This window comes from Pseudomonas sp. GW821-FHT09D08 (genome assembly GCF_059416305.1).
In genome coordinates this window covers 351,050-372,870 of record NZ_JBWKOX010000002.1, presented here as the reverse complement: position 1 = coordinate 372,870, position 21,821 = coordinate 351,050, and the positions used below count along the sequence as shown (strand labels likewise).

The 21,821-nt window shown below is 62.5% G+C and carries 17 protein-coding genes; 5 read left to right on the top strand and 12 right to left on the bottom strand.

All coding sequences use genetic code 11. The features are described 5' to 3' along the window. Window positions 1–43: 43 nt before the first annotated feature. The 6 genes from AC07OP_RS04660 to AC07OP_RS04635 form a co-directional block, all read right to left on the bottom strand. Entirely contained in the window at window positions 44–1,537 is a 1,494-nt protein-coding gene (locus AC07OP_RS04660) for a sensor domain-containing diguanylate cyclase (RefSeq protein ID WP_495101154.1), read from the bottom strand. Between the two features lie 86 nt (window positions 1,538–1,623). Next, window positions 1,624–2,952, bottom strand: coding sequence for an OprD family porin (locus AC07OP_RS04655; RefSeq protein WP_495101155.1), 1,329 nt, complete (start codon window positions 2,950–2,952; stop codon window positions 1,624–1,626). A gap of 287 nt (window positions 2,953–3,239) precedes the next feature. Further along, entirely contained in the window at window positions 3,240–4,604 is a 1,365-nt protein-coding gene (locus tag AC07OP_RS04650; protein WP_115486669.1) for a heavy metal sensor histidine kinase, read from the bottom strand. Next, window positions 4,594–5,271 carry a heavy metal response regulator transcription factor gene (locus AC07OP_RS04645; RefSeq protein ID WP_027604753.1) on the bottom strand — a complete coding sequence of 226 codons (678 nt, stop codon included), beginning with the start codon at window positions 5,269–5,271 and terminating at the stop codon, window positions 4,594–4,596. The genes AC07OP_RS04650 and AC07OP_RS04645 overlap by 11 nt, the downstream gene beginning before the upstream one ends. Before the next feature lie 31 nt (window positions 5,272–5,302). After that, window positions 5,303–8,398 carry a multidrug efflux RND transporter permease subunit gene (locus AC07OP_RS04640; RefSeq protein ID WP_495101156.1) on the bottom strand — a complete coding sequence of 1,032 codons (3,096 nt, stop codon included), beginning with the start codon at window positions 8,396–8,398 and terminating at the stop codon, window positions 5,303–5,305. Beyond that, window positions 8,395–9,561 (bottom strand): efflux RND transporter periplasmic adaptor subunit, encoded by a 1,167-nt coding sequence (locus tag AC07OP_RS04635; protein WP_115486671.1) that lies wholly within the window; start codon window positions 9,559–9,561, stop codon window positions 8,395–8,397. Before AC07OP_RS04635 ends, AC07OP_RS04640 begins: the two co-directional genes overlap by 4 nt. Before the next feature lie 213 nt (window positions 9,562–9,774). Here AC07OP_RS04635 and AC07OP_RS04630 point away from each other — a divergent pair, with 213 nt between their 5' ends. Together AC07OP_RS04630 and AC07OP_RS04625 are read left to right on the top strand one after the other, a co-directional pair. Beyond that, window positions 9,775–10,008 (top strand): hypothetical protein, encoded by a 234-nt coding sequence (locus tag AC07OP_RS04630; protein WP_027604750.1) that lies wholly within the window; start codon window positions 9,775–9,777, stop codon window positions 10,006–10,008. Between the two features lie 166 nt (window positions 10,009–10,174). Continuing rightward, window positions 10,175–10,957 (top strand): transporter substrate-binding domain-containing protein, encoded by a 783-nt coding sequence (locus AC07OP_RS04625; protein ID WP_115486672.1) that lies wholly within the window; start codon window positions 10,175–10,177, stop codon window positions 10,955–10,957. Between the two features lie 17 nt (window positions 10,958–10,974). Here AC07OP_RS04625 and AC07OP_RS04620 read toward each other — a convergent pair whose 3' ends face one another. From AC07OP_RS04620 to AC07OP_RS04595, 6 genes are all read right to left on the bottom strand, one after another. Continuing rightward, the gene (locus AC07OP_RS04620) at window positions 10,975–11,718 is read right to left on the bottom strand and encodes a YkgJ family cysteine cluster protein (protein ID WP_495101157.1); all 744 of its coding nucleotides are present in this window, start codon (window positions 11,716–11,718) and stop codon (window positions 10,975–10,977) included. A 108-nt stretch (window positions 11,719–11,826) separates the two neighbouring features. Next, window positions 11,827–12,309 carry a GNAT family N-acetyltransferase gene (locus tag AC07OP_RS04615; RefSeq protein ID WP_495101158.1) on the bottom strand — a complete coding sequence of 161 codons (483 nt, stop codon included), beginning with the start codon at window positions 12,307–12,309 and terminating at the stop codon, window positions 11,827–11,829. A gap of 3 nt (window positions 12,310–12,312) precedes the next feature. Further along, on the bottom strand, window positions 12,313–13,215 hold the full coding sequence (locus AC07OP_RS04610) for a chemotaxis protein CheV (RefSeq protein ID WP_027604746.1): 903 nt from the start codon (window positions 13,213–13,215) through the stop codon (window positions 12,313–12,315). A gap of 99 nt (window positions 13,216–13,314) precedes the next feature. After that, on the bottom strand, window positions 13,315–14,289 hold the full coding sequence (locus AC07OP_RS04605; protein WP_115486675.1) for a 2-hydroxyacid dehydrogenase: 975 nt from the start codon (window positions 14,287–14,289) through the stop codon (window positions 13,315–13,317). 112 nt (window positions 14,290–14,401) lie between these two features. Continuing rightward, on the bottom strand, window positions 14,402–15,370 hold the full coding sequence (locus tag AC07OP_RS04600; RefSeq protein WP_027604744.1) for a LysR family transcriptional regulator: 969 nt from the start codon (window positions 15,368–15,370) through the stop codon (window positions 14,402–14,404). Between the two features lie 96 nt (window positions 15,371–15,466). Beyond that, window positions 15,467–17,656, bottom strand: coding sequence for a hypothetical protein (locus AC07OP_RS04595; protein WP_495101159.1), 2,190 nt, complete (start codon window positions 17,654–17,656; stop codon window positions 15,467–15,469). A 233-nt stretch (window positions 17,657–17,889) separates the two neighbouring features. Between AC07OP_RS04595 and AC07OP_RS04590 the strand changes: the two genes are divergently transcribed. From AC07OP_RS04590 to AC07OP_RS04580, 3 genes are read left to right on the top strand one after another with little or no spacing between them, the layout of a single operon-like run. After that, window positions 17,890–19,425: an efflux transporter outer membrane subunit gene (locus AC07OP_RS04590; RefSeq protein ID WP_495101160.1), complete on the top strand. Its 1,536-nt coding sequence runs from the start codon at window positions 17,890–17,892 to the stop codon at window positions 19,423–19,425. Between the two features lie 26 nt (window positions 19,426–19,451). Next, window positions 19,452–21,629 carry an FUSC family protein gene (locus AC07OP_RS04585; protein WP_495101161.1) on the top strand — a complete coding sequence of 726 codons (2,178 nt, stop codon included), beginning with the start codon at window positions 19,452–19,454 and terminating at the stop codon, window positions 21,627–21,629. After that, window positions 21,619–21,819 (top strand): DUF1656 domain-containing protein, encoded by a 201-nt coding sequence (locus tag AC07OP_RS04580; protein ID WP_027604741.1) that lies wholly within the window; start codon window positions 21,619–21,621, stop codon window positions 21,817–21,819. The genes AC07OP_RS04585 and AC07OP_RS04580 overlap by 11 nt, the downstream gene beginning before the upstream one ends. The last annotated feature ends 2 nt before the right edge of the window (window positions 21,820–21,821 follow it).

Here is a 21,821-nt window from a genome sequence, read left to right as displayed (position 1 = left end):
TGACGCGCCTCCCTCGTTCCCATGCGCAGCGTGGGGGCGATCATCACCCCTCACTGGCATCCACAATCCGATTGCGCCCCGTGTGCTTGGCCTCATACAACGCCCGGTCCGCGCTGAGCAGCAAAGCCTCCAGGGACATCCTGCTGCGCTTGTCCCGGGTGCTCATGCCGATGCTCGCCGTGATCGGCTGCTCATCCCCCGCCACCCGCGGCAAATGTTCGATGCTGCTGCGGATATGCTCGGCGATGACCCACGCGCCCTTGGCGTCCGTATTGGGCAGTACAACCGCGAACTCCTCGCCGCCGTAACGTGCCGCGAGGTCGGCAGGGCGGCGGATATTGCTGTTGATCACCTGGGCCACCGTGCGCAGTGCTGCATCGCCACCATGATGGCCGTGGCGGTCGTTGAAGGCCTTGAAGTGGTCCACGTCGATCATCAGCACAGTCAGTGGTTCGAGCGAACGTTGCGCCCGGTCCCATTCAAGGCGCAGGCGTTCGTCGAGAATGCGGCGGTTGGCCAGGCCGGTCAGGGCATCGGTGGCTGCCAGTTCTGACAGGACGCGCTCTGCGCGATAACGGCGGCGCAGTTCCCGGCGCAGCATCCAGGTCAGCCATAACAAACCGATACACAGGATGCCCGTGGCGCCGCTGGTCAGCAGTGCGGCGCGCTTCCAGGGGGCGAATACATCTTCACTGGACAGGGCCACCACCACAATCAGCGGCAGGTCTCCGACATTGGTGAAGGTGTACAGGCGCTCCTTGCCGCTGATGGCAGAGATGGCCTGGAAGCTGCCACTGCCTTCGCGCAGCATGCGCTTGAAGTTGGGACGTTCGCTCAGGTCCTTGTCGATCATGTCGCGCTCCAGCAGCGGTTGCTGGGCGAGCAAAATGCCTCGATTGCTCAGCAGGTTGACGCTGCTGCCATTGCCGATGGTGAGCGTACTGAAAAGCTGATCGAAGTACGCCAGGCGCATGGTTGCGACGGCAACGCCGGCAAATTCACCATTGGGGCCTGATACGCGCCGACTGAACGCCATGCGCCAGACCTGGTCGCAATCGCAGTGGATCTTGAACGGTCGGCTGATGAACAAACCGGCCTGGGCGTCTTTGGCATGCACCTGGAAGTAATCGCGGCTGGCAAAGTTGCGCGGGGTGGGCTGCAGGGTAGAAGAGTCCGCGATCACTGCGCCGTCTGCGTCCAGCAACAGGACTTCGCCTTTGAACGGCGCAGCGGTAGACAACTCAAACTGCACCAGGTGCTGGATATTCGCCGTAACCTGGGACAGGTCTTCGCGTTGTTTGGCTGCAATCAACCCTTTGAGTGCCAGGTCGTAGAGCTCGACGTTCCGTAGCACGTCGGCGTTGATCAACTGGGCGATATTGGTGGTTGAGCGCGTAGCGGCCTGCAGGGTGCTGGCGTGTTCGCGGATCAGCAACGCGGCGACGATGACCACGATCAAGACAACAGTGATACCGCTGCCCAGAACCATTAACAGTTCTGGGCGTGCGGCCAGGGTAAGGACACGGCGTTGACTCATCGGGCAGACTTCAGCGATGTGGATGCTGGCAGTTTAGTTCTACCCGATGAAAATTAAATACTCGGTTAAAAAGAAAGATCTGCGCGTTAGAACACGTTGACCGGGTAGTCGACGATCACTCGGTACTCATCCACATCCCGGTCTACCGCCGAGTAGCCATGACTGCCACGATTGGTTGCCCATTGCAGGCGCACCGCCAGATCCTTGGCCTTGCCGCCCTGCACCACATACTTCACATCGATATCTCGCTCCCAGTGTCTGGCGTCCTTGCCATCGGCGCTGTACCAGGCACTGTAGCCACGGCTTTGCGGGTCGACCTTGGTCAGGTCGGTCTTGCCGCTGATGTAGGACACCGCCGAGGTCAGGCCAGGCATGCCGAGGCCGGCGAAGTCGTAGGCGTACTTGAGCTTCCATGAACGCTCATTGGGGCCGTTGAAGTCCGAGTATTGCTGGGAGTTGTCCAGGTACACGCTGTCGCCTTGGCTGATGTAGTCGAACGGCGTGTTGCCGTTGACCCGCTGGTAGGCGGCGGTGACGCTGTGGTGGCCCACGCCGACGGTGAAGTGCAGGCTGTAGGTGTTGTTGTCGATATCACCGAGCAGCGACTGGCCGGTGTCCTGGGTGTGGTAGTAGTGCAGGCCCGGGTTGAGGCTGACCAGGTCGTTCAGCGCGTAGGTGTAGTCCAGGTCGTAGTAGTACTGGTGCCACACGTCCTTGAGTTCGGAGGCGTACAGGTTGCTGGTCACTCCCGGGATGCCGCTGAACGACACGCCCGCCCAATTCATGTGCTGGCTGTCAGCGTTGCTGGGCAATGCGCCATAGCTGGTGCCGATGCGTCGGTGGCCACTCTGGTTGTAGAGCTTGGTGAAGCTGGCCTGGCCGCCTTCGAGCATCCAGCCGTCGAAGCTGTGGTTAGTCAGGCTCACACCCCGGAAGGTCTGCGGCAGCATGCGCGTCATGCCGCCGGCGATCACCGGGTTGTTGAGGAACAGGTCACCGGCCTTCAACTCGGTGTCGAAGGCGCGCATCTTCAAGGTGCCCCCTGCGGTGGAAAACGAACCGGGCGCTTTGCCGCTGCCGTCAGCACTGCCGTAGGGAAGGATGCTGGAACCGTCGGTGCCGCCACCGCCGTCGAGCTTGAGGCCAACCATGGCGTGGGCGTCCAGGCCGAAGCCGACGGTGCCCTCGGTGTAGCCGGATTCGAAGGTGCCAATAAAACCTTGGCCCCATTCCTTGCTGTCATCGGTGTGGAGGTCGCGCCGGTCGCGGTTCATGTAGTAGTTGCGGGTGTTGATGTCGAGGTGCGAGCCTTCGACGAATCCGTCGGCGGGGGTGGTGTCTGCCGCGTGGGCAAGGGGAACGATCGTTGCTGCAATCGCGAGGAATAACGGGGTGAACGTCAGCGAGTTCTTCACCGGTGAAGCTCCTTTGGTCAATCGAAAACGGCCAGTGTCGTGGGGGTGTGCCTGGCCTTTTTTTACCGCAAAAAAAAGCCGCTGAAGTCAGCGGCTTTAAGACAGATTCCCAGTGTAGAGCCCTGGAAATAAGTCGAGGGAAATTCGGGTAAGCGGGTCAGCTGCCTTTGCCGTCGCGCTCATCGATGCGTCAAATTAACGCAGGCGAGCGCCGCGATACAGAGTGTAACAAGATAATGACTGTTGCCAAAACAGCAACAGTGATGCTGGGGCCATGGGGGAGATGCCTAGACCGGCAGAGTGATGCCAAAGGTATTGCCACTGACATCGCTGCGCACGAACACATCACCGCCGTGCATCAAGGCAATCGCCTTGACGATGGCCAGCCCCAAACCGTGATTTGCCCCGCTGTTGCTGCGTGACGCATCCACCCGATAGAAGCGTTCGAACAGCCGGGGCAGGTGTTCGCTGGCAATCACGTCGCCAGGGTTGGTCACGCCGATGGCTACCTGATGCTCCAGCACGTCGATGTTCACGTCGATCACCTGCCCGGGCGCGGTGTGCTGCACCGCATTGCTCAGCAGGTTGATCAGGGCGCGGCGCAGGTGGGCTTTTTCGATCTGCACCCGGGCGTCGCCATGCACGCGTACCTGAACCTGGGCGTCTTCAAGGATGAAGTCCAGGTAGTCGAGAGTGGTCGCCACTTCATCGGCCAGGGAGCTTTCGCTCAGCTTGGTGGCCTTGCTGCCCTGGTCGGCGCTGGCGAGGAACAGCATGTCGTTGATGATCGAACGCAGGCGTTCCAATTCCTCGAGATTGGATTGCAGCACCTCGAAATAATGCTCGGCCGAGCGCCCGCGTGTCAGGGCAACCTGGGTCTGGCCGATCAGGTTGGTCAGCGGCGAGCGCAGTTCGTGGGCGACGTCGGCGTTGAACGACTCCAGGCGCGAGTAGGCCTGTTCCACGCGGTCCAGTGTGGAGTTGAACGAATTGACGAACTGACTCAGTTCCGGCGGCAGCGGCGACAGTTGCAGGCGCCCGGAGAGCTTCGGCGGCGCCAGCTTCTTTGCTTCATCCGAGAGTTTGCCCAGCGGCTTGAGGCCAATGCGCGACACCCAGAACCCCAGCAGCGCCGCCAGCACCACGCCGACCAGCGCCAGGCTGACCAGCGCCACCAGCAGGTGGTGTTGGGTGGCGCGGAAGTTTTCGGTGTCGATGGCAATCATGAAGCGCAGCGGCGGGCGTTGGTCCTTGGCCGGGAACTGGCTCACCAGCACCTTGAGCGGGTACTCGCGCCCCGGCAGGCGCAGATCCCGCTTGCCCGTCGGGCCCTCGGCGAAGGCACGGATCTGCGCATCGGGGTTGCCGTACTCGTACGTCGGATCGCTGCTGACGACCCAGAAGCGGATGCGCTTGTCTTCCTCGCCGAGTAATTTGAGCTTGGCTTGAATCTTCACCCAATGGTCCGGTGTGCCGAAGCGGTTCACGGAGGATTCCAACACGCTGTAGCGCGCATCCAGCTCCGCCCCTGGCAGCAAGCCCAGGCTGCGGTCCACCTGCTGATACAGCGCGCCGCCGATCAACAGGAATATCAGCGCCGCCACGAGGGTGAACATGCTGCTGAGGCGCAGGGCAATGGAGTTAGCCGACACTGCGATTCTCCAGCACGTAACCCATGCCGCGAATGGTGTGCAGCAGCTTGTGTTCGAATGGCCCGTCAAGCTTGGCGCGCAGGCGCTTGATCGCCACCTCGACCACGTTGGCGTCGCTGTCGAAATTGATGTCCCAGACCATTTCCGCAATCGAGGTCTTGGAGAGGATTTCGCCCTGGCGCCGCGCCAATACGCTGAGCAGCGAGAACTCCTTGGCGGTCAGGTCCAGGCGCACGCCGTTGCGGCTGGCCTTGCGGCTGATCAGGTCGATCCACAGGTCGGCGACGGTCACTTGCACCGGCTCGTGGCCGCCGCTGCGGCGGGTCAGGGCTTGCAGGCGCGCCACCAGTTCGAGGAAGGAAAACGGTTTGCCAAGATAATCGTCGGCGCCTTCGCGCAGGCCGCGGATACGGTCTTCCACGCGCTCGCGGGCGGTGAGCATGATCACCGGCGTCTGTTTGCGCGCACGCAACGCCCGCAGCACGCCAAAGCCATCGAGGCCGGGCAGCATCACGTCGAGCACGATTACCGCGTAATCGTTTTCCAGCGCCAGGTGCAGGCCCTCGACACCCTCGCGCGCCACATCGACGGCGTAGCCTTGCTCCGTCAGGCCACGGTGCAGGTAGTCGGCGGTTTTTTCTTCATCTTCAACAATCAGTACGCGCATGAGCCTTTTGCTCCAGGGCGGTGCCTTGGCCTCAGTGTGTGGTCGCCAGCTCAACCGCTGGTTTGGGCCGGTGGAAAAATTTCTCAAGGTACAAGTATATGACCGGTGTGGTGAACAGCGTCAGCGCCTGGCTCACCAGCAAGCCGCCGACCACCGCGATGCCCAGGGGCTGGCGCATTTCCGCGCCAGGGCCGGCGCCGAGCATCAGCGGTACCGCACCGAGCAGGGCGGCGAGGGTGGTCATGATGATCGGGCGGAACCGTGTCACGCAGGCTTCGTAGATCGCATCCTCCGGTGACATACCTCTGACGCGCTGGGCTTCCAGGGCAAAGTCGATCATCAGGATGCCGTTCTTCTTCACGATGCCGATCAGCAACACCAGGCCGATCAGCGCCATGATCGAGAAGTCCTGGCCCATCAGCGACAGCATGATCAGCGCGCCCAGCCCCGCCGAGGGCAAGGTGGAGATAATCGTCAGCGGGTGCACGAAGCTCTCATACAACACACCCAGAATGATGTAGACCGCCACCAGCGCCGCGAGGATCAGCCACGGCTGGCTGGCCAGCGAACTCTGGAACGCCTGGGCCGCGCCCTGGAAGTTGCCGATGATGGTGGTCGGCATGCCGATTTCATTCTTGGCCTGGTTGAGCATGATCACCGCGTCGCCCAGCGCCACACCGGGTGCCAGGTTGAACGATAGGTTGGCGGCGGGGAACATGCCGTCATGGCTGATGGACAAGGGGCCCACGGTCGGCGGGTCGACCTTGGCCACTGCCGACAACGGCACCATCTCGTTGGTCAACGGCGAGCGCAGGTAGAAGTAGTTGAGGCTTTCGGCTTTGCCGCGCTGCTGGGTGTCCAGTTCCAGCACCACCTGGTACTGGTTGATCTCGGTCTGGAACTCGTTGATCTGGCGCTGGCCGAAGGCGTCGTAGAGCGCCTGGTCGACATCGGTGGCGGTCAGGCCAAAGCGCGCGGCGGCCTGGCGATCAATGCTGATATGGGTGATGCTGCCGCCCAGTTGCAGGTCGTTGGACAGGTCGCGAAACGCCGGGTTGGCGCGCAGTTTTTCGGTCAGACGCTGGGTCCAGGTGTTGAGTGTCGGGCCGTCGTTGCTCTTGAGTACGTACTGGTACTGGGCACGGCTGGGGCCGGAGCTGAGGTTGATGTCCTGGCCCGCGCGCAGGTACAGCACGATGCCCGGCACTTTCGCGAGCTTGGGCCGGATGCGGTCGATGAACTGGCTGGCGGACACGTCGCGATCACCGCGGTCTTTCAAGGCGATCCAGAAGCGCCCGTTGGCGATGGTCTGGTTGCTGCCGGTCACCCCCACCGAATGGGAAAATGCCTGCACCGCCGGATCATCCTTGACGATCTCGGCCAGGGCCTTGTGCTTGGCGACCATGTCCGGGTAGGACACATCCGCCGCCGCTTCGCTGGTGCCGAGCACAAAACCGGTGTCCTGTACCGGAAAGAAGCCCTTGGGGATAAACACGTAGCCGACCACCGCCAGGGCCAGGGTCACCACGAAAATGGCGGCCATGGTGCGTTGATGGGCCAGTGCGCGACGCAGGTTGCGCGCATAGCCGGCGAGCAGGCGCTCGCTGAAGCCGGGTTTGTCGTGGGTGGTATGGGTCGGGGCGCGCATGAACAGCGCGGCCAATGTCGGTGCCAGGGTCAAGGAGACCACCACCGAAATCAGGATGGTCGAGGTGGCCGTCAGCGCGAATTCCTTGAACAGCCGTCCGACCACGCCACCCATGAACAGCAGCGGAATAAACGCCGCCACCAGCGAGAAGCTGATGGACACCACGGTAAAACCAATCTCGCCGGCGCCCTTGATCGCCGCTTCGCGCTTGCCAAGCCCCGCTTCGAGGTGGCGGTGAATGTTCTCCACCACCACGATGGCATCGTCGACCACAAAGCCCACGGCGATCACGATTGCCACCAGGGTGAGGTTGTTCAGGCTGAAGCCCATCAGGTACATCAACGCAAAACTGGCGACCAGCGACACGCCGAGCACGCTGGACACAATCAGCGTCGCCGACAACTGGCGCAGGAACAGTGCCATCACCGCCACCACCAGCAGGATGGCGATCAGCAGGGTGACTTCCACTTCATGCAGGGACGCGCGGATGGTCTTGGTGCGGTCGCTCAACACGCTGACCTGCACCGAAGCCGGCAGCATGCCTTGCAGGCGCGGCAGTTCGGCCTGGATGCGGTCCACCGTCTCGACAATGTTGGCGCCGGGCTGGCGCGAGATCACCAGGTTGACCCCCGGAGTGTCGCCGGACCAGGCCTGCACGTAGGCGTTTTCCGAACCGTTGATGACTTTGGCGATATCACGCAGTTGAACAGGTGCGCCATCCTTGTAGGACACGATCAGTTGGGCGTAGTCCTCCGGGTGAAACAGCTGGTCGTTGGTCGACAGGGTCGACACGCTGTTCTCGCCGTAGATCGCACCCTTGGCCAGGTTGAGGCTCGATTGCTGGATGGCCAGGCGAATATCGGCCAGGGTCAGGCCGATGGCCGCGAGTTTGTCGGGGGACGCCTGCACGCGGATCGCCGGGCGCTGCTGGCCGGTAATGTTGATCTGGCCGACGCCGTCGATCTGGCTGATCTGCCGCGCCAGCAGGGTTTCCACATAGTCGCTCAACTCGGTGCTGGGCATGCTGTCGGAGCTGACACTGAGGATAAGCACCGGGCTGTCCGCCGGGTTGACCTTCTTCCAGGTGGGCAGGCTCGGCATGTCGCTGGGCAGCTTGCCGGATGCGGTGTTGATCGCTGCCTGCACTTCCTGCGCGGCGGTGTCGATGCTCTTATCGAGGGTGAATTGCAGGGTCAACAGGCTTGAGCCCAAGGCACTGCTGGAGGTCATCTGGGTCATGCCGGGGATGGCGCTGAACTGCACTTCCAGTGGCGTCGCCACCGAGGACGCCATGGTGTCCGGGCTGGCGCCGGGCAATTGTGCGGTGACCTGGATCGTCGGAAATTCCGCCTCCGGCAGTGGCGCGATGGCCAGGCGCGGGAAGGCAATGATCCCGAGCAGCACTAGGGCGAAGGTCAACAACAGGGTGGCGACCGGGTGGTCGACGCACCAGGCCGAGGGCGAACGGCTGCCGTTCATGGCTGCACCTTGGCGTCGACGGTCTGGATCACTTGCGGCGGCTCCTTGAGCACCTCCACCTGGGCACCGGCCTTGAGCCGCGACTGGCCGTCACTGACTAGCACATCGCCGGCCTGTACGCCCTTGATGATGTTGACGTCGCTGTCCTGGTACGTCACCTGCACCGGCACCACCTCCACTTTGTCGCCACTGACCCGGTACACGAAGTGCGAATCCAGGCCGCGTTGCACCACGGTCGGCGGCACCACCAAGGCATTTTTGTCGAGGGCGGTCTGGATCTTGATGGTCACCAGCTGCCCCGGCCACAGGCGTTGCGAGGCGTTGTTGAACTCGGCCTTGGCGCGCACGGTGCCAGTGGTGGAGCTGATCTGGTTGTCGATCAGGCTCAAGTGGCCTTCGCCGAGCAAGTCGCCGGTCTGGCCGTCGGTGTCGGCACCCAGGTAGGCGTCGACGCTGGCCTTGGCAGGCGCGGCGATCAGGCCTTGCAGGGTCGGCAGCATCTGTTGCGGCAAAGAGAACTCAACGGCAATCGGGTCGATCTGGGTCACGGAGAACAGGCCCTGGGTATCGCTGGTGCGCAGGAAGTTGCCTTCATCCACATTGCGAATACCGACGCGGCCACTGACCGGTGAGCGAATCTGGGTGTAGGACAGCTGGACCTGGGCTGCATCAATGGCGGCCTGGTTACCTTGGACGGTGGCCTTGAGTTGGTTGACCAGGGCTTGTTGCTGGTCGTAGGTCTGCTTGGACACGCCGTCGTCGACGCTCAATTCCTTGTAGCGCTTGAGGTTGACCAGCGCCACCTGCAACTGCGCCTGGCTCTCGCCCAGTTGCGCCCTGGCCTGGTCGAGACTGGCGCGGATCGAGCGATCATCGATTCTGGCCAGTAGGTCGCCGGCCTTGACCCACTGGCCTTCCTTGACCGGCAATTGGGTGAGAATGCCGTCGACCTGCGGGCGAATGACCACGCTGTGCAGGGACAACACCGTGCCGATGCCGCTGACAAAGCGTGGAATGTCCTGCTGCGCTACGCTCACCACCCGCACCGGGATCGCGGTGGGTGCCGCCAGTCTGGCCTTGGCTGGGCGGGTCAGCGCCCAGGCTGCAACCGCCACGACCACGAGGACACCCACGATCAGGGCAGTTTTTCGTTGAATGTGCATGGGTGAGGCGCCGGGGCAAAGGATGGGGAGAGTGAGCGGCCTTTATAGCCCTTCAACCCGGTCAGCACGGTGACGGCTAACTGACAGCGCTGTCAGCAAACTCCGACCATTCGTACCGGTGGTGGTTAAAGATCTGAAGCTCGCAGGTATACTGCGCGCCAGTGTGGCCCGCAAGCCGGCCCCGCATCATTTTTTGCACGCCCCGGAGCTTTCATGACTTCCCCGACACAACCCCCTGTTGAAGCGACCGACATCGTCGATCCGGCCAGCGCCGAAGGCGTTGAAAAAGCCGAGATCCCGGCGTTCAAGTTTCCGTTCAAGCCGGGTGAGCTGGCTGGGGCCAGGAATGCGGCCCAACCCTGGTACAAAAACGGCGCCAAGAACGGCCATACCAAGTCGCCAGGCATGGCTCCGCCGGGGACTCGTCGTTCGATGGGTAAACGCTGAGACTAACAAGTCGCACACCGTGTCGATTATTGCCTACAGCCTCTGCTGAAATTTCTGATTGTAGGCCTGCGACCGTTTCTTGAAAGCTTGCACAGCCTTTGCTCTGCCCCTTTGATTTCAGGGGGGAGTGGGGCGATGCTGGTCTTTCCGGAAAAGGACGTTTCCCTTGGCTCTGATACACATCTGTGTAGTGTTTGCCCTGTTGCTTGCGGCGGATGCCTCTGCGGCCGATGATCCACCGCAGCGTGAAATCCGTTTCGCCGTTGCTGCACAATTCCCCCCGTTCCAGAGCCGCGACCCGCAAGGGCAGTTGGTCGGCTTGAATATCGAGTTGGGCAACGCCCTGTGCGTGCAGTTGAATGCACGCTGCATCTGGGTCGACCAGGTGCTTGCCGAAGATTTCATCTCCCTTGAAGCCAGGAAATTCGACGCGATCATGGGGATGGCGCCGACCTCGCAGCGGCAACGTTGGGTGGGCTTCACCGATAACCTCTACCCCTTCACCACGCGCCTGGTGGCGCGCCGCATGTCCAACTTGCAGCCGCGGGTAAAGTCGCTCAAGGGCAAGCGAGTCGGCGTGTTGCTGGGAAGTAATCGTGAGGCTTTTGCCCGCTCGATGTGGGCGCCAAATGGCGTCATCGTCAAGAGCTTCTGGCTCAACAATGAATTAGTCAGCAGCCTTAAAGCCGGCGAGATTGATGCGACCCTGCAAGGCACGGTAGAAATTCGTGAAGCCTTGCTCGACACCGAAGACGGCCACGATTTCGACTTCGTCGGCCCTGCCATTTCGTCCGAGCTTTTGGGCGATGGTGTGGCCATCGCGGTGCGCAAACCTGACACCGCATTGCGCAACGAACTCAACTGCGCCCTTGAACAACTGAAGCAGAGCGGCGAGTACCAGCGGATCATCCAGCCCTACCGCCTTGACGCCGTTCCTGCCGAGCACTGATCGGCGGCCTTCAAGGTCTACGCTGCCCGCAGCGAGATAAACGCATAGTTGGCCGGCACCTCGGTGGCAATCTGCGCGCCGGCATCCAGCAACTGTTCGGCGATGTCCATCCCCGATACATGAAACACCCACTCATTGGCCACGGCCGGCCGGTCCAGCGCCAGCTCAATCGCCTGGGCAAACGCGTCCATGTCCGGCAGGTACGCGGTGAACCCATCACCCTTGAGCGCCGTGGTGCGGATGCCCAGCAAGGCGCACACCGCCTCCTTGGTCTGCACGTCGTCTCGGTCGGCCTGGCGCGAGCGTTGGATCAGTTCCACCAGCTCCGGGTCCATCAATTCACCCCCGACGATCAACGCCGGGCCCTGTTCCCAGGATTCCGGCGGGCAATCCTTGGCGGCGGGGTTGAGCGGGATATGCGGGTTGATCTCCATCGGGTAGATGCGGCACACCAACGGGCGGCGCTCGTAGATGCGGCATAGGTTGTCGGCGTCAAGATTCCGGCAGCGCCCGGCGTTGTAGGCGGCAAAGGTGATTGCCACAAACGCCTCGGTGCTGCCGCTGGGCACCACCACCGAACGCCGCTCGGCATGTTCGCGCTGCAGTTGAGGCAGGCCCAGGCCATTGCTCAGGAAACCCTCCACCAGAACGATGACGTTACCGCCGTCAGCCGCCCATTGGCGGGCTTCCTGGAGGGTCAGGGGGACGTGATGATCGCTGCAGCACTTGCCGCAACCGACGCAGGAAAAATGGGTGTTCATGGCGGATCTGTCACCAGGCTAGGTCAGAGGGCACGCAGGAACAGTGACGGGTTTTTACCTCTATCCACCGTTGTGCTGCTCTGGAAGCAAGTTATGCGCCAGCGCCTGTCAGTCGTCGGCGACCACATCCCGCAGCACAAAGACCATGCCCGCGCTTTCGTACAGTTGTCGGGCGCGCCGGTTGCTCTCCAGCACCTTGAGGTCGACATAGGGTTCGCCACGCTGCTTGAACACCTGGAAGCAGTGCAGCAGCAACGCGCGGCCCAGGCCTTGGCCTTGAGCGCAAGGATGCACGGACAGGTTCTTGATAAACGCGCTGGTCCAGCACTGCGCCACGCCGAGAATGCCATCGCCATTGCTGACCACCAGACACAGCGTGGGATCGAATTCGGCGTCGCTGACAAACAGCTGCTGCCAGGCGTGCAGATGAGGAACGCGGCCACCCCCTTGCTCCTGGGTCATGCGCAGCACCGCATGGATCGCCGGGGCCAGCTCGTCGCGGTAGTGATCCAACTGCGTATGGGCCGGCCATTGCGGTGCAGGCAGGCTGCCGGTGAGGTCGCGGCGCAGCAGTTGGAAATACTCCGCCACCGGTTACAGCCCCTGTTGCGCCACGGTCTGGGCGGCGACCACCAGGCATTTGGTCAGTTCGGGCGAGGAGAACTTGGTCAGCACCGCGTTGGCACCGGCCAGGCGCGCCTTTTCGCTGTTCATCGCGCTGTCCAGGGAGGTATGCAGCAGCACGTAGAGATCCTGGAAGTCCGGGGTTTCACGCAGGGTGCGGGTCAGGGCATAACCGTCCATTTCGGACATCTCGATGTCCGACACCACCACATTGATCTGCGCGGCCGTGCCTTGCAGTTCCAGTAGCACATCGATGGCTTCTTTGGCGCTGCGCGCGGTGTGACAGGTCAGGCCAAGGTTGCGCAGGGTGTGCACCGACTGCTGCAAGGCGACCTGGCTGTCATCCACCACCAGGATCCGCGCATTGCCGAGCACTTCCGCCTCTTCCATGGTCAGGTCGGTAGGCGCCGCTTCAATCGGCGCCGGGGCGATGCCATGGATGACTTTTTCGATGTCCAGCACCTGCACCAGGCCGCCTTCTACCTGGGTCACCCCGGTGATGAACGCACGGTTGCCGCCAGAGCCGTAGGGCGGTGGACGAATATCGGTGGTCAGGCAGTGCACGATCTTGCTCACGGCCTGCACATGCAGGCCCTGCTTGGAACGGCTCACGTCGGTGACGATCAGGCAGCCGCCGTTCGGGTCTTCCAGGGGCATTTCCCCCAAGGCGCGACTTAGGTCGATCACCGCCAATGAGTTGCCACGCAGGGTGGCGATGCCTTTGACGTGGGGATGAGACTCCGGCAGCTTGGTCAGCGGCGGGCAAGGGATGATCTCGCTGACTTTCAGCAGGTTGATGGCCATCAGCTTGCCGCTGCGCAAGGTAAAGAGCAGAAGCGAGAGTGAGTCTGCGCGGGCTTTGGTGGTGGACATAAAAACCTTCTGTGGATCAGGGATGACGAACTTCTATTGAAGGTTATCGACTCGGGAGAGCCAGGCTTTAACCCGATTTTGTGTCGGGTTGGGCCCGTGTCAGCCCTTCCACACCTGCGGGTTCACCAGGTCCTGCGGACGCTGGCCCAGCAGGGCGCTGCGCAGGTTGTCCAACGCGCGGTTGGCCATGGCTTCGCGGGTTTCATGGGTCGCCGAACCGATGTGCGGCAGGGTCACCGCGTTGCTCAGCTGGAACAGCGGCGACTCGGCCAATGGCTCCTGCTCATACACATCCAGGCCGGCACCGCGAATGGTGTGGTTTTGCAGGGCCTGGATCAGCGCCGGTTCGTCCACCACCGGGCCACGGGAGATATTGATCAGGATCGCGCTGGACTTCATCAGCCCCAATTCGCGGGTGCTGATCAGGTGGCGGGTCTTGTCGCTCAACGGCACCACCAGGCAGACGAAATCCGCCTCGGCCAGCAACTGGTCCAGGCTGCGGAATTGCGCGCCCAGTTCCTGTTCCAGCGCGGTCTTGCGGCTGTTGCCGCTGTACAGGATCGGCATATTGAAGCCCAGGCGCCCACGCCGGGCCACGGCCGCGCCAATATTGCCCATGCCAACGATACCGAGGGTCTTGCCATGCACGTCACAGCCAAACAGCGGCGCGCCGACGCTGGCTTTCCATTGGCCGGCCTTGGTCCAGGCGTCCAGCTCGGCTACTCGGCGCGCGCTGCTCATCAGCAGGGCGAAGGCCAGGTCGGCGGTGCTTTCGGTCAGTACGTCCGGGGTGTTGGTGAGCATGATCCCGCGCTCGTTGAAGTACGGCACATCGTAGTTGTCGTAGCCCACCGACACGCTGGACACCACCTCCAGCTTGCCCGCGCCTTCGAGCTGCGCGCGGCCCAGCTTGCGACCCACGCCGATCAAACCGTGGGCGTGGGGCAGGGCTTCATTGAATTGAGCGTTGATATCGCCCAGCTTGGGGTTGGGCGCAATCACCTCGAAATCCTGTTGCAGGCGTTCGATCATTTGCGGGGTGACACGGCTGAAGGCGAGGACGGTCTTTTTCATTGCAGGCGGGCTCATCGACTACGGAAGAATGCCAAGCACGCTAACATTCCTGCCGGCAATTGTCAGGACACCGCCCCTCCCCCATTTAAAGACTTGTATCGCCTGGTAGAAATCAGTTCGCCAGCCGTGCACCGCTGAGGCTGCCGCTCAACTCATACGCCACCAACTCCGCCTGGTGCGCCGCCAGGATCTCCGGCAACGAACCGCGCAGGTATTCCACCCAGGTCTTGATCTTCGCATCCAGGTACTGGCGAGACGGGTAGATGGCGTACAGGTTCAGCTCCTGGGAGCGATAGGTGGGCATGACCCGCACCAATGTGCCGTTGCGCAGGCCTTCGATGGCTGCATACACCGGCAGCAGGCCGACGCCCATGCCGCTGGTGATCGCGGTTTTCATCGCGTCGGCGGAGTTGACCAGGAACGGCGACGTATTGATCGCCACGCTTTCCTGGCCTTCTGGGCCGTTGAAGGTCCATTTGTCCAGCTGGATCACCGGGCTGACCAGGCGCAGGCAGGCGTGGTTGAGCAAATCCTGGGGCCGTTGTGCGCAGCCCTTGGCCTTGACGTAGTCCGGCGAGGCGCAGGCGATGCTGTAGGTGATGCCCAGGCGTTGGGACACGAAGCCCGAGTCCGGCAGCTCGCTGGCGAGCACGATGGACACGTCGTAGCCCTCGTCCAGCAGGTCCGGCACGCGGTTGGCCAGGGTCAGGTCGAAGGTCACGTCCGGGTGGGTGCGGCGGTAGCGGGCAATTGCGTCGATGACGAAGTGCTGGCCGATGCCGGTCATGGTGTGCACTTTCAGCTGTCCGGCGGGGCGCGCGTGGGCGTCGCTGGCTTCGGCCTCGGCTTCTTCGACGTAGGCCAGGATCTGCTCGCAACGCAGCAGGTAGCGTTTACCTGCCTCGGTGAGGGCAATGCGGCGGGTGGTGCGGTTGAGCAAGCGGGTTTGCAGATGGGCCTCAAGATTGGAGACCGCGCGCGAGACGTTGGCAGTGGTGGTGTCCAGTTGCGCGGCGGCGGCGGTGAAGCTGCCGGCTTCGGCCACGCAACTGAAGGCGCGCATGTTTTGCAAAGTGTCCATGGAGAGTTCTCAGGGGAGATGCCAAATTGTGACATGAAGTTGCGCGCAGGTGTGCATCCGCTGGGCGCGCTCCGCCTGGACGTTGATGGCGTAGGCTCAGGACAAGGTCCAAGCCTGGCTGACTTTGGCCTGGTAGTGCGGCAGGTATTCCCGCAGCAGGTGATTGAAGGCCTCCCGTGCGTTGGCGCGGTTTTCGCCAGTAGGTGTTTCAAGGGCGGCCTTGGCGTGCTGTGTCAGGTCTTCTGCCGCCCGCTCGAGTACCGGGCTGATGCGTTTGATCGCGTCGAGATCGGCCGCCAGTGTCGTACCGTGTGTCTGCCGGCCGAGGGCGTCGAGTAGTGCATGAATGTCATCGACGTGGTGCTGTATGTAGTCGTCCCAACCCGACTGCTCACCAGGGCTTCCCAGGTAGCGGCGAGCGATTGGCAAAAGATGGTCCAACGAATCGGTGCCCAACCGTTCTGTGCGCAAGGTTTGCCGTGTGCGCAAAGACTGCACATCAATGCCGCTGAACTGTTCAACAGGCTTGGGCAGCCCCAGGTTGCGCGCTTTGTTCACCGTATGGCGCGTGAGTAATATCACGGGTTCGCCGTGCTTGATCTTTACCAGCACCTGGGTAGACGAAGGTCTGGTCGGGTCGAGCAGCGATTCACTGATCGAACGGACCAGCTTTTCCCAGTCGAACGCCTGGTCTCCGATGGATGACAATGCGTGCCGCAGCGTTTTTTGTACCACCGCCACGGACTTGAGCGCTGCGATGTCGATCGTCAGGTAATCGCCACTCAGATGCGGATCATCACTCTTGCGGTGGCTGAACTCGATGGACACCCCTTTACCGCCTGCCTCGGCCCGTGACGAAGCCGTGACCCCGGCTGAGCCTGACAGTGTTTGCGCCTGGGCTGTCAGCGTGTAGGTCCTTAGCGCTTCGGGGCGAAGCAGCGCAGGGTTGCGCTCGATCAGCGCGCGTATTTCGCTGTCCAGGTGCGTCTCCAGGCGTGAGTCGGTCTTGAGCAGTGCATATCGCTCCAGCAGTGACCTTGCCTGTCGGTTGCTGGTGTGCAGGGTGGCGTTCAACTCGGACGCCGGCACGGGCTTGCTGACGCTCCGGGTGAATTGCCGGCTGCTGGAAATGACATGGTTTTTCATGTCATTCAACAGTGCCGTGGGGCTGTCATCGGGATGCTTGAGCGAGACCAGTTGCTGCTTCGCCAGCGCCGGGGACATTTCGTGCAAGCCGAGAATATCCAGGGCTTTATGTTGCCGGGTGCGCTGCAAAGTAAGTTCGATCGTGGTGTGCACATTCAGGAAACTGAAGAAGTCGACCGCCACCTTGCCTCGCATGGTCAGTGCGATGCCCCTTTCGGTCATGATGGGTTGGGAGGGACTATGCAGGCAGGGCAGTTCAACGTTGACCAGGCCTGCGCGGGCAAGGGTGTCCCTGACATAGGGTTGGCTCTGTGTTGAGTAAGCGCGGTGCCTGCGCAGGTTGCAGCTGTCACTCACCAGGTTGCGCAAGTTATTGGCGGTGCGCCCGATGCTCTCGCTCAGCGACGTGCGTACAGAATGGCTGCGGGCATCGGCGTAGTGCTCCAGGCTCGCGTACTCGCGAGACGATACATAGCCAAGGCCAAGTTGGGCCCGAGACCGGGACTCGCTCGGTTGTGACAGCGCTGATTTGAATTTGCCCTGCAGGGCAATGATGCGCGTGCTCTTGATCCGCTGATCTGCCGTGGTTGCCAAGCGAGAGTCGGCAGCCAGATGCGGCCCGGCACTGATCTGTCGCGTCGATTCCAGGGCAATGTCGTAGCCGATATGACGATGGTTGATCCGTTCGCCGCCATCGCGGATATAGCTCAGCGACTGCAGCAGATTGTGCGTCAGGCGCTGGTGGTTACCCTCGCTGACGGCTGCGCGAAACTGCCATTTGAGCGCACGACACAGTGTGTAATCGGCCTCGATGTCCGGGTTTTGACGAGATCGATGACGGCTGAGCATGTGTTCGGCTTTTTTGAAAAACGCGTACAAGTCAGGTAACGCCTCAACCGACACTTCCAGGCTTGGTGGGCCGTTGGACAGTCTGTGGTGGAGTGCCTCTATTGCCAACTGGTCGCGAGGGTAGCCTGCAAGGGGGGTCAGCTTTTCCAGAATCTTGTCGGCGATCCAGCACACATCTCGTTGGAGAGGCAGCATCCCGGGACGCAAAGCCACAGGGTCGAGGTGCAGCTGCCTGCGCAGAGCATCGACGCTCTCTGGTGTCGGCAACCGCGTATTGAGGGCTGAAAGCATGAGGCGCTCTCCGGGGGCAGTCGGTTGACTACTCTGGTGCCCCGGTTACGCGGATCGATGTAGGGCAAGGATGCAGATGCCGGGATAAATATCCGAACCACACGCCCGTCGAACCGGGATTGTCGCTGGAACGGTAATAAAGATTCACAGGAACACCTGCTTATCGCGCTCCGTGCCGCCGCCTAGAATTGCGCCACTTCTCCCCGCAACACCACCTCAGGAATTCGTTCGCCGTGCCGCGTCGCATCAGCAGAGAGCTGAAGACTCTCATTAACAGAGGGCTGAAGGCTCTCAGTGTTTGTGCTTTATCGTTAGCAATCAGCGGCTGCATCGGAACCGGAGGAATCGCCCCCCAAGGCCAGGCGCTCAATGCCACTACCCTGGCCACCGACGAAGCGATCCGCAGCGCCGCCCAGGACGCCCACTGGCCCACCGCACAATGGTGGCAGGCCTATGGCGACCCCCAGCTCAACCGCTGGGTCGAACTCGCCACCCAAAGCAGCCCGAGCATGGCCATGGCGGCCGCGCGGGTGCGGGAGGCGCGGGCCATGGCCGGGGTTGCCGAGTCGGCCGAGTCGCTGCAGATCAATGCTGATACCACCCTCAAACGCCACAATTGGCCCAAGGATCAGTTCTACGGCCCGGGTGAGTTGAGCGGTGCCAACACCTGGGACAACAATGCGTCCTTGGGTCTGAGCTACGCCCTCGACCTGTGGGGCCGCGAAAGCAACGCCACCGAGCGTGCCGTCGACCTGGCCCACATGAGCGCGGCCGAAGCCCGCCAGGCCCAGCTTGAACTGCAGAACAACGTGGTGCGCGCCTATATCCAGCTGTCGTTGCATTACGCCAACCGCGATATCGTCGTAGCGACCCTGGCCCAGCAACAGCAGATCCTCGACCTGGCCAACAAACGCCTGGATGCCGGGATCGGCACCCATTTCGACGTGAGCCAGGCCGAAACGCCGCTGCCGGAAACCCATCGTCAATTGGATGCCCTGGACGAAGAAATCGCCCTGAGCCGTAACCAACTGGCGGCGCTTGCCGGTAAGGGCCCGGGCGTGGGGGCCACCTTGCAGCGTCCGACGCTGTCCCTTGCTGCACCGCTGAAGCTGCCCTCGAGCCTGCCCGCGCAATTGCTCGGCCAGCGCCCGGATGTGGTTGCCAGCCGTTGGCAGGTCGCGGCGCAAGCCCGTGGCATCGATGTGGCCCACGCCGGTTTCTACCCCAACGTCGACCTGGTCGGCAGCCTCGGCTACATGGCCACCGGCGGCGGCATGCTGGCGTTTCTCGCCGGCAAGAAATTCAACTACTCCGTCGGCCCGGCGATCACCTTGCCGATCTTCGACGGCGGCCGCCTGCGTGCCGAGCTGGGAGAAGCCAGCGCCGGCTATGACATCGCCGTGGCGCGCTACAACCAGACCCTGGTCAATGCGCTCAAGGGCATCAGCGACCAGTTGATTCGCCGTGAATCCATGGACAAACAAGCAGCATTTGCGGCGCAGTCGGTGGCCTCGGCGCAGAAGACCTACGATATCGCGATGATCGCCTACCAGCGCGGCCTGACCGATTACCTCAATGTGCTCAACGCGCAGACCCTGCTGTTTCGCCAACAACAGATTGAGCAGCAGGTCCAGGCTGCGCGGCTTGGCGCCCATGCCGAACTGGTGACCGCACTGGGTGGCGGTCTCGACGCCGGCAAAGACCTACCGCAGGACGCCAAGACCCTCCCGAGCAAGACCCCGGCGGCGCTTGCCATGTTTGATCACTGAATAGTTTGGTCACTGAGTAGGATTTAATGACTCCAATGCCTGCACCGCTGCGCTGGCTGCATTCCCTTGAGTGGCGCCGTGGTTTTTTCGACTGGGCACGCAGCGACGGCGTGACCTGGGTGTACATCTTCAAGGTGCTGATCGCGGCGTTCCTCACGCTGTGGCTGGCCATGCGCCTGGAACTGCCGCAACCGCGCACCGCGATGATCACCGTATTTATCGTGATGCAACCCCAGAGCGGCCAGGTGTTCGCCAAGAGCTTCTATCGTTTCCTCGGCACCCTGGCGGGGTCGGCGGTGATGGTGGTGTTGATCGCGTTGTTTGCGCAGAACACCGAGTTGTTCCTGGGGGCGCTGGCCATCTGGGTCGGCATTTGCACCGCTGGCGCGACACGCAACCGTAACTTTCGCGCCTACGGGTTTGTACTTGCGGGTTATACGGCGGCGATGGTCGGCCTGCCGGCCCTGGCTCATCCGGACGGCGCTTTTATGGCGGCGGTGTGGCGAGTGCTGGAAATCTCCCTGGGGATCCTGTGTTCCACCCTGGTCAGCGCGGCGATCCTGCCGCAGACCTCCAGCGCCGCGATGCGCAATGCGCTCTATCAGCGCTTTGGCGTGTTTGCGCTGTTCGTCACCGACGGCCTGCGCGGGCGCAGCCAGCGCGAAGGGTTCGAGGCCAGCAATGTGCGCTTTATCGCCGAGGCCGTGGGCCTGGAAGGGCTGCGCAGCCTCACGGTGTTCGAAGACCCGCATATGCGCCGGCGCAACGGTCGGCTCAGCCGCCTCAACAGCGAGTTCATGGGCATCACCACGCGCTTCAATGCCTTGCACCAGTTGCTCGAACGCCTGCGCACGGACGCCGCGGATCACGTGGTGGCGGCGATCAAGCCGGGCCTGCAGGACCTCGCCGAAGTCCTTGACGGCTTCTCCGGCCGCGCCCTCACCAGCCCCGACGCCGCGCGCCTGGTCAGCCAACTCAGCGCCTACAAGGACAGCCTGCCCGCCAAGGTCCGCAGCCTGCGTACGACCTTCCAGGAGGGCAATCCGAGCGAGGCCGAACAGCTGGATTTTCACACCGCTTATGAGCTGCTCTACCGCTTCGTCGATGACCTGCACAACTACGCGCAAACCCATGCCTCCCTGGCCGATCACAGCCATGCACGGGAGCAATGGGACGAAACCTTCAGTCCGAAAACCAACTGGCTGGCCTGCGCCGCTTCGGGGATTCGCGCGTCGTTCATCCTGATTGTGCTGGGCAGTTATTGGGTGGCCACGGCCTGGCCCAGCGGTGCCACCATGACCCTGATCGCCGCTGCCACCGTCGGCCTGTCCGCCGCCACGCCCAACCCCAAGCGCATGGCGTTCCAGATGGCCTGCGGCACCTTGATCGGCGCGTTGGTGGGCTTTGTGGAAATGTTCTTCGTGTTCCCGTGGATCGACGGCTTCCCGTTGCTGTGCGTGATGCTCGCCCCGGTGATCATCCTCGGCGCGTTCCTCGCCTCACGCCCGCAATACGCCGGTGTGGGCGTGGGCCTGCTGATTTTCTTCAGCACCGGTTCGGTGCCGGACAACCTCACGGTCTACAACCCCTACACCTTTATCAACGACTACATCGCCATGATCATTGGCATGCTGGTGTGCGCGGCGGCGGGGGCGATCATCCTGCCGCCCAACAGCCGCTGGCTGTGGCGCCGCCTGGAGCAGGACCTGCGCGAACAGGTGGTGTATGCCATCAGCGGCAAGCTCAAGGGGTTGGCGTCGAGTTTCGAAAGTCGCACCCGAGACCTGCTGCACCAGGCCTACGGCCTCGCTGTCGGCCAGCCGCAAGTGCAACGCGACCTGCTGCGCTGGATGTTCGTGGTGCTGGAGGTCGGTCACGCGATCATCGAGTTGCGCAAGGAGCAGGCGATCCTGCCGGTGCACCCGGCCTATGCCGAATCCCAGCCGTGGCGCCAGGCGATCCGGGTCATGGGGCGTTCGTTGGTGCGCCTGTTCCTGCAACCCAGCGCCAGCAACCTGGAGCGTGGCCTGATCGCCGTCGACCACGCGATCAGCCGCGTGCAGGCCACCGACGAACCCTTCGCCCCGCACTTCGACACCTCGGCCCTGCGCCGGGTGAAAAGCTACCTGCACTTTATCCGCACCTCGTTGCTGGACCCGCAATCACCGCTGGCGGCCCTCAAAGGAACCCCGAATGCCTCGTGAAATCGCATTCCACGGCATCTATATGCCGACCATGACCCTGATGTTCCTGATTGCGGCCGCGTTGGCCTGGGCCCTGGACCGCTTCCTGGCCGGCTTCGACCTGTACCGGTTTTTCTGGCACCCGGCGCTGCTGCGCCTGAGCCTGTTCGTTTGCCTGTTCGGCGCCCTGGCGCTGACCGTCTACCGTTGAGA

Excerpts from the sequence above, each read along its gene's own strand:
- AC07OP_RS04660 (WP_495101154.1), bottom strand. The coding sequence starts at position 1,537 with ATGAGTCAACGCCGTGTCCTTACCCTGGCCGCACGCCCAGAACTGTTA.
- AC07OP_RS04645 (WP_027604753.1), bottom strand. The coding sequence starts at position 5,271 with ATGCGCGTACTGATTGTTGAAGATGAAGAAAAAACCGCCGACTACCTG.
- AC07OP_RS04640 (WP_495101156.1), bottom strand. The coding sequence starts at position 8,398 with ATGAACGGCAGCCGTTCGCCCTCGGCCTGGTGCGTCGACCACCCGGTC.
- AC07OP_RS04635 (WP_115486671.1), bottom strand. The coding sequence starts at position 9,561 with ATGCACATTCAACGAAAAACTGCCCTGATCGTGGGTGTCCTCGTGGTC.
- AC07OP_RS04630 (WP_027604750.1), top strand. The coding sequence starts at position 9,775 with ATGACTTCCCCGACACAACCCCCTGTTGAAGCGACCGACATCGTCGAT.
- AC07OP_RS04620 (WP_495101157.1), bottom strand. The coding sequence starts at position 11,718 with ATGAACACCCATTTTTCCTGCGTCGGTTGCGGCAAGTGCTGCAGCGAT.
- AC07OP_RS04610 (WP_027604746.1), bottom strand. The coding sequence starts at position 13,215 with ATGTCCACCACCAAAGCCCGCGCAGACTCACTCTCGCTTCTGCTCTTT.
- AC07OP_RS04605 (WP_115486675.1), bottom strand. The coding sequence starts at position 14,289 with ATGAAAAAGACCGTCCTCGCCTTCAGCCGTGTCACCCCGCAAATGATC.
- AC07OP_RS04600 (WP_027604744.1), bottom strand. The coding sequence starts at position 15,370 with ATGGACACTTTGCAAAACATGCGCGCCTTCAGTTGCGTGGCCGAAGCC.
- AC07OP_RS04595 (WP_495101159.1), bottom strand. The coding sequence starts at position 17,656 with ATGCTTTCAGCCCTCAATACGCGGTTGCCGACACCAGAGAGCGTCGAT.
- AC07OP_RS04585 (WP_495101161.1), top strand. The coding sequence starts at position 19,452 with ATGACTCCAATGCCTGCACCGCTGCGCTGGCTGCATTCCCTTGAGTGG.
- AC07OP_RS04580 (WP_027604741.1), top strand. The coding sequence starts at position 21,619 with ATGCCTCGTGAAATCGCATTCCACGGCATCTATATGCCGACCATGACC.